Origin of the sequence: Calothrix anomala FACHB-343 (assembly GCF_014696435.1) — a bacterium.
GTDB lineage: Bacteria > Cyanobacteriota > Cyanobacteriia > Cyanobacteriales > Nostocaceae > Aulosira > Aulosira anomala_A.
In genome coordinates this window covers 52,674-67,720 of sequence record NZ_JACJQG010000037.1, presented here as the reverse complement: position 1 = coordinate 67,720, position 15,047 = coordinate 52,674, and the positions used below count along the sequence as shown (strand labels likewise).

At 41.8% G+C, this 15,047-nt stretch carries 9 protein-coding genes; 5 read left to right on the top strand and 4 right to left on the bottom strand.

Annotated elements, in window-relative coordinates; translation table 11 throughout:
* Positions 1-351: 351 nt before the first annotated feature.
* Entirely contained in the window at positions 352-2,994 is a 2,643-nt protein-coding gene (locus tag H6G08_RS20865; RefSeq protein WP_190546351.1) for an EAL domain-containing protein, read from the top strand.
* 97 nt (positions 2,995-3,091) lie between these two features.
* On the opposite strand, the gene H6G08_RS20860 is transcribed toward H6G08_RS20865, so the two are convergent.
* Positions 3,092-3,769 (bottom strand): S-layer homology domain-containing protein, encoded by a 678-nt coding sequence (locus H6G08_RS20860; RefSeq protein WP_190546349.1) that lies wholly within the window; start codon positions 3,767-3,769, stop codon positions 3,092-3,094.
* Between the two features lie 191 nt (positions 3,770-3,960).
* Here H6G08_RS20860 and rpiA point away from each other — a divergent pair, with 191 nt between their 5' ends.
* On the top strand, positions 3,961-4,671 hold the full coding sequence (gene rpiA, locus H6G08_RS20855; RefSeq protein WP_190546394.1) for a ribose-5-phosphate isomerase RpiA: 711 nt from the start codon (positions 3,961-3,963) through the stop codon (positions 4,669-4,671).
* A 109-nt stretch (positions 4,672-4,780) separates the two neighbouring features.
* On the opposite strand, the gene H6G08_RS20850 is transcribed toward rpiA, so the two are convergent.
* Positions 4,781-6,406 carry a tetratricopeptide repeat protein gene (locus H6G08_RS20850; protein WP_190546347.1) on the bottom strand — a complete coding sequence of 542 codons (1,626 nt, stop codon included), beginning with the start codon at positions 6,404-6,406 and terminating at the stop codon, positions 4,781-4,783.
* 21 nt (positions 6,407-6,427) lie between these two features.
* Positions 6,428-6,658: a hypothetical protein gene (locus H6G08_RS20845; RefSeq protein WP_199322676.1), complete on the bottom strand. Its 231-nt coding sequence runs from the start codon at positions 6,656-6,658 to the stop codon at positions 6,428-6,430.
* 598 nt (positions 6,659-7,256) lie between these two features.
* Between H6G08_RS20845 and H6G08_RS20840 the strand changes: the two genes are divergently transcribed.
* On the top strand, positions 7,257-7,982 hold the full coding sequence (locus H6G08_RS20840; RefSeq protein WP_190546345.1) for a hypothetical protein: 726 nt from the start codon (positions 7,257-7,259) through the stop codon (positions 7,980-7,982).
* 586 nt (positions 7,983-8,568) lie between these two features.
* On the top strand, positions 8,569-9,750 hold the full coding sequence (locus tag H6G08_RS20835) for an aldo/keto reductase (RefSeq protein ID WP_190546343.1): 1,182 nt from the start codon (positions 8,569-8,571) through the stop codon (positions 9,748-9,750).
* Between the two features lie 121 nt (positions 9,751-9,871).
* Here the strand turns inward: H6G08_RS20835 and H6G08_RS20830 are convergent, their stop codons facing one another.
* The gene (locus tag H6G08_RS20830; RefSeq protein ID WP_190546340.1) at positions 9,872-11,185 is read right to left on the bottom strand and encodes a hemolysin family protein; all 1,314 of its coding nucleotides are present in this window, start codon (positions 11,183-11,185) and stop codon (positions 9,872-9,874) included.
* A gap of 304 nt (positions 11,186-11,489) precedes the next feature.
* Between H6G08_RS20830 and mfd the strand changes: the two genes are divergently transcribed.
* Positions 11,490-15,035, top strand: coding sequence for a transcription-repair coupling factor (gene mfd, locus H6G08_RS20825; protein WP_190546338.1), 3,546 nt, complete (start codon positions 11,490-11,492; stop codon positions 15,033-15,035).
* Positions 15,036-15,047 lie beyond the last annotated feature (12 nt).

The following is a 15,047-nucleotide window of genomic DNA, read 5'->3' as shown; positions in this document are numbered from 1 at the left end:
AGGATTTTCGTCTATCTACCAAAAATCCGCAAATCTACCATACATTTTCCTCGGTACTTGAATTTATTCTGGTAGTGAATACACCAAAAAGGCGAGAGATGTGACCGTAAGGCCAAATTTTCCAATCATTCTAGTGAGTTGAGAAAACAGCTATGATTCCCCTGGGAAGCCTTGGCTAAATAATTAGGCATATCGTTCCAGATAGCTAAATTCTGCGCCAGAACTAAGCTATCCTCTCATAAATACCAATCAAGTCAATTGAGTGGCTTTATCTTTGAAGTAAAAACTCAAGTTATTTGGATGAGTATTTTTCCAACGAAGACCCAAAATATGAGAATGTGAGAAAAAGGTATGCCAGAAGAAAATGAACGGGAAAAAATACGTCACCTTTTAGTTGTCAAAGACTTACAGGGACAACAAACTATCCCCCTTCAAGAAGCTACTTATTCTCTCGGTCGGGATTCAAGAAACGCTATTGTCCTGCGATCGCGTTCCGTGTCAAGACAACATGCCATTTTATTAAGAGTGACTATTCCAGAAACCGATCAATATGGCTTTAGAATTATTGATGGTGATTTTAAAGGCAAAAAAAGTACCAATGGCATCTATGTAAATGGTAATAAATGCTACTCTCACAATCTTCAGCATGGAGATGTAATTGCATTTGGGAATAACCAAGTTAGTGCGAAATACTACGCCATTTCTAACTTATCAGAGAAAGCTTTTTTTGAATCTTTCACTGTTGAAGACATCTCTAGCTTCCTATCAGAACAAGCGCATCCTGTCAATCCTTTTGATACTCTGATCGCTCCCGATACTAACTTTGAGGGTGCTAGTGAAACCGTACTCGCCCGCCTAGCATCCTTTCCAGAACTCATCCCTAATCCCATCATCGAAATGGATACAGAGGGAAGCGTGATTTACCTCAATCCAGCTGCATCTTTAAAATTTCCCAAACTGAGAGAATCTGGGGAACGACACCCAGTATTAAAAGGATTGCTGAACGCAATTAAAAATCGCGAAGGTAATTCTTTTGTGCGGGAGGTAGAAGTTGGTGCAGAAATTTTTGAACAATCTATTCATTACCTGCCAGAAAGTGATTTAATTAGAACTTTTATTATTAGAGATATTACTGAGCAAAAGCGAGCTACAGCCGAACTGCGTCAGCGAGATAGATTACTCCAAGCAGTCGCCGAAGCTGCTAATTATTTGCTCGTAGACATGAACTATGAAAGCGGTGTAGAAAAAACTCTAGCTATACTAGGTGAAGCTGCTGAAGTAGACCGTACCTATCTATTCAAAAACCATCTTCACCCCAATAAAGGAGAAATGGCAGTAAGTTTGCTGTTTGAATGGACGCGATCGCATATTGAGCCAACACAGTTACAATGGCAAAATCTCGTCTATCAAACTGCTGGCTTAGAGCGTTGGTACACAGCCCTGTCTCAAGGACAATCTATTTTGGGGCTGACTCGCGAATTTCCTTTAGCTGAACAAGAAATTTTATTACGAGATAGAATTCAATCTATCTTTTTAGTGCCTCTGTGTTTTGAAGAAAAGTTTTGGGGTTACTTGGGTTTAGCAGATTGTTCCCAAGAACGTCAATGGTCAAGACATGAAGAGTCTACCTTATTGACAATGGCAGCTAGTATCAGTGGTGCTTGGCAGCGTCAACAAGTAGAAGAGAAAATTCGCTACCAAGCACTTCACGATTTACTCACAGGCTTACCTAACCGCCTACAGTTTAATCATGCCCTGGATCGAGCTTTACCTGATGGAGGTATACCCCAGGAAAGCCTAGCGGTAATGTTTCTCGATCTAGATCGTTTTAAGGTAATCAATGATACATTAGGGCATACATTAGGAGACCTGCTATTAAAGTTAGTTGCACAAAGAGTTCAAGAGTCTCTGAGAATTGGTGATACTGTTGCCCGTTGGGGTGGTGATGAATTTACAATTTTATTGCCACAAATAAAATCTCAAGAAGATGTCAAACAAATAGCGCAGAAAATCCTCAAAACTTTAACTGCTGCTTTTGAAATTAAAGGCCACGAACTTTATATTAGTGCTAGTATCGGCATTGCCATGTTTAATGACAACAGCCCAGATGCCGAAACCCTAATCCAACATGCGGATGCAGCTTTGTATCATGCCAAAGATGCAGGTAGAAATAACTACCAGTTTTACACACCTTCACTCAGTAAAAGAACACCTGCATTCCTCACCTTAGAGAAGAGTTTACGCTATGCCCTAGAACGGGAAGAATTCATGCTGTATTATCAGCCACGTGTGAATATTATTACGGGCGAAATTACTGGTATGGAAGCTTTGCTACGCTGGCAACATCCAGAAATGGGACTAGTCGCGCCAAATATTTTTATTCCCCTAGCTGAGGAAAGCGGATTAATTGTCCCCATTGGCGAATGGGTAATTAGAACAGCTTGTAAGCAAAATAAAGCTTGGCAAGATGCAGGATTTCCACCGTTGACTGTTGCGGTGAATCTGTCTCCCAAACAGTTTCGCCAACCAAATCTTGTAGATACCTTGACTAGCATCTTACAAGAGACAGGTCTAGATCCGAAGTTTTTAGATTTAGAAATTACAGAATCAACTGCTATTGAAGATTTAGATTTCACCAGAACAGTGCTTTACAATTTAAGGCAAATGGGTGTTTATCTGTCTATCGATGACTTTGGTACAGGTCATTCATCTTTATCACGCCTACAGCAATTGCCCCTGCATCATCTCAAAATCGATAAGTCTTTTATTCAAGATTTGACCACAGATCAAAAAGTAGCGCATATTGTCAAAGCGATTGTTGTGCTTGGGCAGAGTTTAGGGTTAAAGCTAACTGCTGAAGGTGTAGAAAAACAAGAAGAACTAGACTTTTTAAAATCTATTAATTGTGAGGATGTCCAAGGATATTTATTCTATCGCCCGCTTGCAGTCCAAAAAATCACCGAATTATTGCAAAAGGGACAATTAAAGAAATAAATTGGGCATTGGGCATGGGGCATTGGGCATTGGGCATGGGGCATTGGGCAAAGACGCGATAAATCGCGTCTCTACAATTGTAATTTGTCCCCCTGCCCTAATTTTGCGTATTTTCTGGCGCGCCGGGGACAACTGGTGTATCTGGTTGTTGTTGTTGGCGTTGCAAATATTTGCTTAATACATAAGCCATATCGCCCCTAGTCATGGGATTGAGGGGGGAAATATTACCTTGGGCATCTGTATTAATAAATCCTTCGGTAATTACGGTGGCGATCGCTTGTCTAGCCCAAGTGGGAATTGAGTTTGCATCTGGATGGGACGCCAGAATTTCTTTGACTGTTTCCTCTGGAAACTGAAATACACCATAGGCTTGGGCAAAAATAGCTAAAGCTTCGGCTTTGGTTACCCGTTGATTGGGGAAAAATAAATTACCCCGATAGCCTTTCATAATGTCAGTTTTTAAGACGATTTGAACATCGTTAAATGCCCAATGAGATGATGGAACATCGGAAATAACTATATTTTCTTTACTGACAGCCTGACGTTTATCTAGGCGAAATACTTTAACCATAATCGCCGCTAATTCCGCTCGACTAATAAACCTTTCTGGATAAAAATTGCCATCAGTAAAGTTAGTCATCCATTTGGCAGCGACTACTTTTTGAATCGCTTCTGATGGTTCAATAGCAGCAGCTTGCGCCACTGATAATAAAGGAATTGTGCTGAAGTTTTGGAGTAAAAAAACTAAAGATACAGTGCTGATAAACTTACGCATAATTAAATGTTATTGGTCGATGGTCAACGGTCATTTGTTAATAGTCGTTAATATTCATTCTCCGTGTTCCCCGTCTCCCATATCACCCTTGTATCCCATCCACCTTTTGTGAAAACTGAGAACTAGGCGCAAAATGTATGTAACTTTGGGTTATGTTCTTCTTAGATAAGTTTTATGGAGCATTTTTGGGAATGACCGTAGCAGCAGACCCCGTGAAGTTGATGAAGCAAGAAGTTGGCAAAGCCGCCGCCGCTTTAGTCAAATCAGGTTCGATTGTCGGGTTGGGTACGGGTTCAACCACGGCGTACACTATTCAGTATTTGGGAGAACGCCTCCAGTCTGGTGAACTCAAAGATATTGTGGGCGTTCCTACTTCGTTTCAGTCGGAAGTGCTAGCAAAGCAATACGGCGTTCCTCTCACTACTTTGGACGCTATCGATCGTATTGATATTGCGATTGATGGGGCGGATGAAGTCGATCCGCAGAAAAATTTGATTAAGGGCGGTGGTGCAGCCCACACCCGCGAGAAAGTGGTAGATTACTTGGCGAATCAATTTATTGTCGTTGTTGATAGTGGAAAGTTAGTAGAACGTTTGGGTTCTAGCTTTGCTGTACCCGTAGAAGTGATTCCAATGGCGATCGCTCCCGTAACTGATGCTATCAAAAAACTCGGCGGTAAACCAGAACTCCGTATGGGTGTGAAAAAAGCAGGCCCAGTCATCACCGACCAAGGCAACTTCGTTTTAGATGTCAGATTTGATTCCATTGACGACCCCGTAAACCTAGAGAAAACCCTGAATAATCTTCCCGGTGTTCTCGAAAATGGCATTTTCGTCAATTGCGTCGATTTAGTCTTAGTCGGCGAAGTCAAAGACGGACAACCTCTGGTAAGACAGTTTTAATTAGGGCATGGGGCAATTCAATTTTGGATTTTGGATTTTAGATTTTAGATTGAAATCCAAAATCGCAAATCTAAAATCTAAAATTTCTTGTCCCTTGTCCCCTGCTCCTTTACAATTTTTCTAGGGCTAGTTGTATATCGGCATTTTTCCAAGTTGTAGCTAATTGAGCCTGAATTTGTTGCGCCTCAGCAGTTTTATTGAGTGCTTGTAAACTGGCTTGCAAGCCGAATAAAGAACGCCCATTTAAGGGATATTTTTGCAAGTCTGCACGGAAGACTTTTTCGGCGGTAGCATAATCGCCTGTTGCTAATAGCACACCACCTAATGCTTCTCGTGAGGGTATATACCAGTCTGGCGGTTCCATGTAATTAAGGGCGTCTTCTTGGGCTACGGCTGTTTCTAGGTATTGGATTGCAGATTTATAGTCTTGCTTGGCTCTGGCGATTTTGCCGTCTAACTGGTTAATAGCTATGTCTAAAATACTACTGGCAGGACTCATACCGATAGTTGCATCGACGGAAATTGTTTTTTGAGCGTTGAGTAAAGCAGTGCGATCGCTAATTGCATTTTCTAATTTACCAGTGGCAGCGTTAGCCATACCATGAGCAAAATACCACAAAGCTTTGGTTGTAACTAATTTGTCATCGGGAGCAGGAGATTTTAAAATGTTATCCCAGTCACTTAAGCGCACTTGAATTAAGAGTTTAGTGCCTAGATAACCCTCAACCATTGGGATTTCTGCAACTAAGGGAGTCGCCATTGTGACTAATTTATCTGCTGCTTGTACGGCATCTTCATATTTACCAGCCATCGCGGCGGCTACTGCCAAAAAATGCACGTTGTGGCTGTAGTAAGAAGCTGGATAAAAACCCTGGATGTGATTTTTGCTGATGTAAGTTTCGTCTTGGGCGATCGCTAGGGCATTTGAATGCATGGCTGCGGTATAATCTCCTACGCGGAAATATATATGGGAAGGCATGTGTACTAAATGTCCTGCCCCTGGTACTAGGGTTTCTAGGCGTTTGGCGCTGGCTAAGGCGCGTTCTGGATTTAGGGAAGCTTCTACTGCATGGATATAATAGTGATTGGCTCCGGGATGATTGGGATCGCTTTTTAATACAGATTCTAAAACAGATACAATTTCTTCCGTATTTTCCCCAGGTTTACCATCTTTAGTCCAGAGTTGCCAAGGGTGCAAATCCATTAAGCTTTCGGCGTATAAAGTCTTGGCGTCTAAGTCTTGAGGATAACGCTTGACTAAATCTGCCATTGCATTTTTATAATCAACGGCTAGCTTGTATAAATAAGCGTGAGAATTGTTAGAGTAGCGCTTGGCTAAGGCGTTAATATAGTCCTGTTCTGGTTTTGAGGCGTGGTTAGACAAGGCTATGGCTTGTTGGATGGCTTGATATGCTGCTAATTCGCGATCGCTATCCACATCCAAGTTAATATTAGGGCCCAGGGCTAAAGCAATACCCCAATATGCCATCGCTAATTGCGGATCGAGTTCCGCCGCATGTTTAAAAGAACGCGCCGCTTCATCATGGTTGAAGGCGTAAATTAAATTTAACCCTTGATCGAAAAACTGCTGTGCTTCAGGATTTTGGGTAGAAACCGAATGGTGGTGCGTTCCCAATCCTGAAATTAAAGCATAAGGTTGTTGTGCTTGCGCCATAGCTTCAGTAGGAAGAACTAAGCTGAGTACAAGCACCCAAATTAAGCATAAGTATTTCATTGTCTGAATATTTCTACTTATTCAAGCTTTTTTCTTATTAATTTCTAAAAGCCACAGTTTTTCTAAGGTGGCTACTTTTTGGCGGAGTATGGTAGCGCGATATTTATGATAAGCATTAAATGCTACAAATAATAAAACGTGAATAATAATGATATCGAGCCAAATAAACGTATTAATATATACTGAATTATGCGTAGATTGTTCGATATGAACTGAGTCAATAATTAAATAATTATGAAATTTCTCTGGCATGAGCACCTCTAGACATTTAGATGTATGTCCTAATACAAGACTTCATTGTGAATCTTATAGTTTTCTGATTTAAGTAGCTAAATTTTTAACTTGTTTTATCAAATGGTTATTGGTTACAGGCTGATAATCTTAGGACTTATGCGATAACTCTCTCAAACCCTTTTTACTACCCTTTGGGAAGCCACTTCGTGTCTACGTGTTCTTTGCGTACTTCGTGGTTCGTTTTCTCATGATTTTGCGTAAGTCCTAAGTCTTAAACAGATAGGGGAATTTGTCATATCTGGGAAATAGCTGAGGTTTCTGGCTCATGTAAATTTTACATATTCCTTGCAGATTTAGCGGATATCATAAATATTTGATGAAAGTGGTTGCTCTAACTCATTAGTATTGGGATAATCTACCAGAATCATATTGTACATTCTACAACCGAAAACGGCTGAAATATTTGCTGAAACCAACCTAATACAGATTCCTTAGCTTTAAAACAGTGTTGTTCTGGTTATTTTGCTAAATCATCGCGCTACCAAAGTGCGACAACGCAAGATAGCGTCATTTTTCATGCCAAAAATATTGAAACGTAGAACCTACAAAGAAATTTATGAGCAAAAATTTGTTTCTTCAAGAATTAGCGATCGCAATTGCTGCTAAAAATCTTAATCCCACAGTTCTTAATCCTGACTTTTTGAAATATACCGGGGTGATTCCTGGTGATTGGGAATTGGGGAGACCTCCAGTATACGCCAATGGTATTGCCCAGATGATATTTAGCAATGGGCTATCAATTGTGGCGCAACCTAACCGCATTGTGATTACTGAGGCTATTGGAACTAGAGAATTACAGGAAATTCAAGTTGCGCAAATTGCTTGTCAGTTAGTAGACAAGTTACCTAAAGTTGATTATCAAAGTGTGGGTATTAATCCTGTAGGATTGTTTATGTTTGGCTCAGATCAACAAAGCCATCAATACCTCTGTCAACATCTGCTTTCTCCTGGTTCATGGCAAGAATTTGGTGAAGAACCTATGCAAGTTGGGCTACAGTTAGCTTATACCTTCAAGCAAAGTCAGCTAATTTTAGGTATCAATCAAGCCAAAATTCAATATCCTGATAAAACAGAATCAGCAGTAGTCTTTTCTGGTAACTACAACTATCCTTTATCTGCTAATTCGGAGAGTGAGAAACTGCAAAACCTCAAGCAAATAATGCAGAATTGGCAACAAGATGTCAATAATTTTAGTCAATTATTAGAAGAAAGATTTTTACCCTCAGTGACAACAGTGACACAGCAAACTACTAGTCTGTTCCCGAATTTGGCTAGTTTGTAACATCAATTCTGGTGTTTGGGGATAATAGCAATTCTTTGTGAAGTTACGTATTTATTGCCACAGGCAAGAATTTTGGAGGTAAGCAAATAATAAACGCTAAACCTCGTCCATTTTGAAACCTGGAGTAGTGCGGGTAGCGTTCGACTGAGCGCTCACGCCGAAGTCTTGCCCGCTAAGAAGCCCAGGGAGCAAGATGCTCCCACTACTTTTAAAACTATGGTTCTCAAAATAGATGTGGTTTAATTTCTGCAAATTTACTTAATTAATCTAGTCTAGTGTAAGATAAAAAACTTTTAAGAGACTGTAAATTACGGTCTCTTTCTGTATTTAAGAAGACTCATATTTAATTAATACCGTTTCCAATAATGTTTGCGACACATCAAAATATTCTAGAGGGCATGGCAGTGCCAGTACCCCTACAATCTGTCGCATTCTTTTTTCTAATTGGTATTAATTGCTACCTAATTGAATTTCTCATACTGTACTAGGGAATCAAGAATCATGGCATTGTGAACTGTTAGTTCTGGTTGATGCGCTAAATTTAAAAATTGAGATTTTAACTTCAGAACTAATTTAAAGTCTATTAATGCTATACAGAAGATTTGGACGCACAGAATTACAAATGCCAGTGTTTTCCTGTGGCGGGATGAGATATCAGTTCAAATGGCAGGATGTTTCCCCTGATGAGATTCTCCAAGATAATCAGGAGAATTTAGAAGCAACTATTCGGCGGGCGATTGAATTAGGTATTAATCACATTGAGACGGCGCGTGGTTATGGCACTTCAGAAATGCAATTAGGGCAAATATTACCGAAATTCCCCCGGGAAAAGTTGATTGTGCAAACTAAAGTTAGCCCGGTTGCAGATCCGCAAGAATTTCGCGAGACATTTGAGCGATCGCTTAATTATCTCCAGTTAGATTACGTAGATTTACTAGGGCTACATGGCGTTAATCATGACGAGAGTTTAGATTACAGTATCCGTCCTGGTGGTTGTGTAGAAGTGGCACAACAGTTACAAGCTGAAGGGAAAGTGAGATTTATTGGCTTTTCTACCCACGGATCTACAGATACAATCGTGCAAGCTATTAATACCAATTTGTTTGATTATGTTAACCTGCATTGGTATTACATTAATCAATGGAACTGGCCAGCAATTACCGCCGCTACACAGCATGATATGGGCGTGTTTATTATTAGTCCATCGAATAAAGGCGGAATGCTGTATGAAGCACCAGAAAAATTAGTGAATTTGTGTGCGCCTTTAAGCCCAATGGTATTTAACAATTTATTTTGCCTGAGTCATCCCCAAGTGCATACTTTGAGTATAGGCGCAGCAAATCCCCAAGATTTTGACGAACATATCAAAACTTTGGATTTGCTAGATCGGGCAGATGAAATTTTACCGCCAATTTTGGCTAGGTTAGAACAAGAAGCGATCGCTACTTTAGGAGAAGACTGGGCGAAAACCTGGCGAGTGAATTTACCCAGTTGGGAACAAACACCAGGGGAAGTGAATATTCCAGTGATTTTGTGGCTGTGGAATTTAGCGATCGCCTACGACATGATAGACTACGCCAAAATGCGCTACAACCTTTTAGGTAATGCTAGTCACTGGTTTCCTGGTAATAAAAGCGATCGCATTTGGGAATTAGACTTAAGCACATGTTTAGCTGCTAGTCCCCATGCAAATAAAATCCCCCAAATACTGACGCAAGCACATCAGCTTTTGCTGGGGGAAGAGGTGAAGCGGTTGTCTCAGAGTTAGGGGGATGAGGCAGGGGGGCAGGGAGCAGGGAGCAGGGGGACAAACAATTCAAAATTCAAAATTCAAAATTCAAAATTAAGAATTCTATTTGATTTTTGCCCAATGCCCAATGCCCAATCCCCTACCCTGCCGATTTATTGGGTTTGGGAATTACCAATACTTTATCGACTCGATTACCGTCCATATCCATGACTTCGATGCGCATTCCTTCCCATTCAAAATGATCGGCGGCGGCGGGGATGCGTCCTAAGTGTGTGATGACAAAGCCGCCTAAGGTTTGATAGCTACCGTGTTCTTCAGATTCCCATTCTTCCATGTCAAAGATTTCTAAAAATTCTTCTACAGGTAACATGCCATCTAATAGCCAAGAACCATCTTCTCTCTGTACGGCTTGGGGTTGGTCTTGTCCTGGGTCGGCTGGCACATCACCCACAATTTCGCTCATAATATCATTGAGGGTAACTAGTCCTTGAATGACTCCATATTCATCAACTACCAGCGCCATGTGCGTTACAGTTTGCTTAAATAACTCTAAAACTTTTAAGCCACGGGTACTTTCGGGGACAAATACTGGTTGTCGCAAGCCTACAGTTAAATCTAAAGATTCACCTCTAAAACTTCTGGCTAATAAATCTGTCACGGGAATCACACCTAAGACGTTATCCAGTCCTTCTTGACAGACTGGGTAGCGGGAATAGGCGCTGTCCACCATTTTTTGGCGGTTTTCTTCGGCGCTGTCTTCCAAATCGAGCCAGACAATATCCGGACGGGGTGTCATAAAAGCGCTGACAGGGCGATCGCCTAAGCGAAAAACTCGCTCTACCATATCCTGTTCGGCTTCCTCAAAGGTTCCCGCTTCTGTGCCTTGCTCAATTAAAATTTTGATTTCTTCTTCCGTAACTTGCGGTTCTGTTGACGGTCTAATTCCTAACACACGCAAAACCATTTCCGTAGAAGCACTTAAAAGAAAAACTGCGGGAGATGCGATCGCTGCTACAGCTTGCATAGGAATCGCCACAAAAGCTGCAATCCCTTCCGGGTTGTTTAAAGCCAATCGCTTGGGGACTAATTCGCCTACAATCAGGGACAAATAGGTGATGATTAAAACCACTAGCCCAAAGGAGAATGGTTGACTATAAGGTGCTAAAAACGGTACTGACCTTACATAAACCGCTAATTTCTCAGCAATTGTCGCGCCACCAAAAGCACCAGTCAGAATTCCAATCAGGGTAATACCAATTTGTATAGTAGAAAAAAGTTGATTCGGAGATTCAGCCAGCTTTAACGCTTCTCTGGCTTTCAGGTCTCCTTGATTAGCCATTTGTTGTAATCTTACCTTCCGTGCCGAGACAATCGCCATCTCGGACATAGAAAACACCCCATTGGCAATAATTAATACCAAAATGATTAAAATTTCAAAAGTCATGGAGGACATCTTTATATTTGCCGCTATCAAGAGCGAACTTAGCTTAATTCCTAGTATCTAGTATTAAAGGTGCATCTATAAACGCTTTAATTGTACATAAAGTCCTAAGTAATGGGCATGGGGCATTGGGCATAGGGCATGGGTTAATAGTCAATAGTCATTGGTCAACAGTCAACAGTCAACAGTCAACAGTCAACAGTCAACCGTCCTCCCTTGTCAAATTCTTTGATCCAAAAGTTCAGGGGGCTGTTAACAGTATTTAAAATAAGTGACATCAGCTTCCTCACAACGACTTGCATTTACATTAAAATTTATGGCATTTTCTTCTATTGTGCGTGCTTTAGCGCGATCGCCTTTAACTACTGAACTACTTTCTAAACTTAATCGTCAACAAGATTTACGGTTAAATGGTATTCCTCGCCTTCCTAAGGGTTTGGTCGCTTCTGCACTGGCGCAAAGTTCGGAAAATAATTTATTTGTGGTTTGTGCCACTTTGGAGGAAGCCGGACGCGCCTATGCACAATTAGAAGCGATGGGTTGGAAGAATGTCTATTTCTACCCGACTTCGGAAGCGTCGCCTTATGAACCCTTTGATCCAGAAACGGAAATGACTTGGGGTCAAATGCAGGTTTTGGCTGATTTGGTCAAAATTCAAGAGTCTAATAGTCAACAGTCAACGGTCAACGGTCAACAGTCAACAGTCAACGGTCAACAGTCAACAGTCAACGGTCAACAGTCAAAAATTGCCATTGTGGCGACTACAGGGGCATTACAACCCCATTTACCACCGCCTGAGGCTTTCATTCCTTTTTGCTTGACGTTAAAGAAGGGGATGGAATTTGATTTAAATACCTTCAGTACGAAAATTACTACTTTGGGTTATGAACGAGTCCCCTTAGTAGAAACAGAAGGACAATGGAGTCGTCGGGGGGATATTGTTGATATTTTTCCTGTAGCGTCAGAGTTACCTGTGCGCTTGGAATGGTTTGGCGATGAAATTGAGCAAATTCGGGAATTTGACCCCGCAACCCAACGTTCGGCGCTAGATAAAGTTAACCAAATTATTCTCACTCCGACTAGTTTTGCGGCGATTGTCAGCGCTGAATTGAAGAATATTCCTGAAGTAACAGTACTGAGTGCGGAGTCGGAATTTGACACCGATAAACTTGAAGGTAGTCGTCGCTTTTTGGGGTTAGCTTTTGCGCAACCTGCTTCACTTTTAGACTATTTGAGCGAAAATACTTTAGTTGCCATTGATGAACCAGAACAATGTCACGCCCATAGCGATCGCTGGGTAGAAAATGCTGAGGAACAATGGTCTTTAGGAACTGGGGAAATTGGGCTTGGTGCTTTACAATTACCAAAAATCCATCGGTCTTTTGATGATTGTTTAGCTGTTGCGGCGAAGTTTAAACAAATATATTTGTCGGAACTAGCAGAAGAAAATACCGGAATTAATCTCGCTAGTAGACCGGTTCCCGTTACACCACATCAATTTGCGAAATTAGCTGACACATTACGCCAAGAACGCGATCGCAATTTCTCGACTTGGTTAATTTCGGCGCAACCTTCCCGTTCTGTTTCCCTACTCCAAGAACATGACTGTCCGGCGCAGTTTATCCCCAATCCCCGCGATTACCTAGCGATTGAAAAGCTACAAATTAACCACATCCCTGTAGCGCTGAAATATTCTGGGTTGGCGGAATTAGAAGGTTTTATTCTCCCGACATTCCGCTTGGTAGTAGTTACAGATAGGGAATTTTACGGACAGCATTCTTTAGCGACTCCCAGCTATATCCGCAAGCGTCGTCAAGCTGCTTCCAAGCAAGTAGATCCAAATAAGCTGCGTCAGGGAGATTATGTAGTTCACAGAAGTCACGGAATCGGGAAATTCGTCAAGTTAGAAAGTCTGACTATTAACGATGAAACCCGCGATTATATTGTCGTGCAATATGCTGACGGTTTGCTGAGAGTCGCCGCCGATCAAGTTGGTTCTTTATCGCGGTTTAGGACTACCGCCGATAAAGCGCCAGAACTGCATAAAATGACGGGTAAAGCTTGGGAGAATACCAAGAATAAAGTCCGCAAAGCGATTAAGAAATTAGCGGTAGACTTGCTGAAATTATACGCAGCGCGATCGCAACAACAAGGCTTTAATTATCCTCAAGATATGCCTTGGCAAGAGGAAATGGAAGATTCTTTCCCTTATCAACCTACCACAGACCAGCTTAAAGCTACCCAAGATGTGAAAAGAGATATGGAAAGCGATCGCCCAATGGATCGCTTAGTTTGTGGTGATGTCGGTTTCGGGAAAACAGAAGTCGCCATTCGCGCCATTTTCAAAGCTGTCACCGCAGGTAAACAAGTCGCCTTACTTGCACCTACCACCATCCTTACCCAGCAACATTACCACACCCTTAAAGAACGCTTTGCACCTTATCCGGTTAATGTCGGTTTACTCAACCGCTTCCGCACTGCTGAAGAACGGCGAGAAATTCAAAAGCGGTTATCAACGGGGGAATTAGATGTAGTCGTGGGTACCCATCAACTTTTAGGTAAAGGTATCACCTTCCGCGATTTGGGATTGTTGGTAGTTGACGAAGAACAACGCTTTGGCGTCAACCAAAAAGAGAAAATTAAAAGCCTGAAAACCCAGGTAGATGTGCTGACACTTTCTGCTACACCCATTCCCCGTACCTTATACATGTCTTTGTCGGGGATTCGGGAAATGAGCTTAATTACCACACCACCCCCATCCCGACGACCGATTAAAACGCACCTCGCCCAGATGAATTATGAAACCATCCGCACAGCTATTCGTCAAGAATTAGACAGAGGTGGTCAGGTATTTTACGTAGTTCCCAGAGTAGAAGGAATTGAAGAGACAACCACAAAATTGCGAGAGATCATACCCTCAGCCAGATTTGCTGTAGCTCACGGTCAAATGGACGAAGGACAGCTAGAATCAACCATGCTCACCTTTAACAATGGTGATGCAGATATTTTAGTTTGTACGACAATTATTGAATCTGGCTTAGATATTCCCAGAGTTAACACCATCTTAATTGAAGATGCCCACCGCTTTGGGTTATCGCAATTATACCAATTACGCGGTCGGGTAGGACGGGCAGGAATTCAAGCTCACGCTTGGTTATTTTACCCCCAACAACGCACATTATCGGAAGCGGCAAGGCAGAGATTACGAGCGATTCAGGAATTTACCCAATTGGGATCTGGGTATCAATTAGCCATGCGCGACATGGAAATTCGGGGTGTAGGTAACTTGCTAGGTGCAGAACAATCCGGTCAAATGGATGCGATCGGCTTTGATTTATATATGCAAATGCTAGAAGAATCGATTCGCGAAATTCGCGGACAGGAAATTCCCCAAGTTGACGATACACAAATTGACCTCAACCTGACAGCATTTATTCCCGCCGATTATATTACCGATGTCGATCAGAAGATGAGTGCATATCGTGCAGTAGCGGCGGCTAAATCGAAAGAAGAATTAACACAAATTGCGGGAGAATGGAGCGATCGCTATGGTGCAATTCCAGTTCCAGCCAGTCAATTATTGCGCGTTATGGAACTGAAGCAGCTAGCCAAGAAATTAGGATTTAGCCGCATTAAACCAGAAAACAAACAGCACGTAATTTTAGAAACGCCAATGGAAGAACCTGCTTGGAATTTACTGGCGGCGAACTTACCAGATCATCTCAAAACCCGGTTTGTCTACTCACCTGGGAAGGTGACAGTGCGGGGTTTAGCTGTGATGAAAGCCGATTTACAATTGCAAAGCTTAATTGATGCTTTGGGGAGAATGCAGGGAGCAATTTTAGAAGCTGTTACTGCTTGATTTGCTCGTACA

Bases quoted from the DNA above. Each gene is read 5' to 3' on its own strand.
- H6G08_RS20865 (WP_190546351.1), top strand. From the start codon at position 352: ATGCCAGAAGAAAATGAACGGGAAAAAATACGTCACCTTTTAGTTGTC.
- H6G08_RS20860 (WP_190546349.1), bottom strand. From the start codon at position 3,769: ATGCGTAAGTTTATCAGCACTGTATCTTTAGTTTTTTTACTCCAAAAC.
- rpiA (WP_190546394.1), top strand. From the start codon at position 3,961: ATGACCGTAGCAGCAGACCCCGTGAAGTTGATGAAGCAAGAAGTTGGC.
- H6G08_RS20850 (WP_190546347.1), bottom strand. From the start codon at position 6,406: ATGAAATACTTATGCTTAATTTGGGTGCTTGTACTCAGCTTAGTTCTT.
- H6G08_RS20845 (WP_199322676.1), bottom strand. From the start codon at position 6,658: ATGCCAGAGAAATTTCATAATTATTTAATTATTGACTCAGTTCATATC.
- H6G08_RS20840 (WP_190546345.1), top strand. From the start codon at position 7,257: ATGAGCAAAAATTTGTTTCTTCAAGAATTAGCGATCGCAATTGCTGCT.
- H6G08_RS20835 (WP_190546343.1), top strand. From the start codon at position 8,569: ATGCTATACAGAAGATTTGGACGCACAGAATTACAAATGCCAGTGTTT.
- H6G08_RS20830 (WP_190546340.1), bottom strand. From the start codon at position 11,185: ATGTCCTCCATGACTTTTGAAATTTTAATCATTTTGGTATTAATTATT.
- mfd (WP_190546338.1), top strand. From the start codon at position 11,490: ATGGCATTTTCTTCTATTGTGCGTGCTTTAGCGCGATCGCCTTTAACT.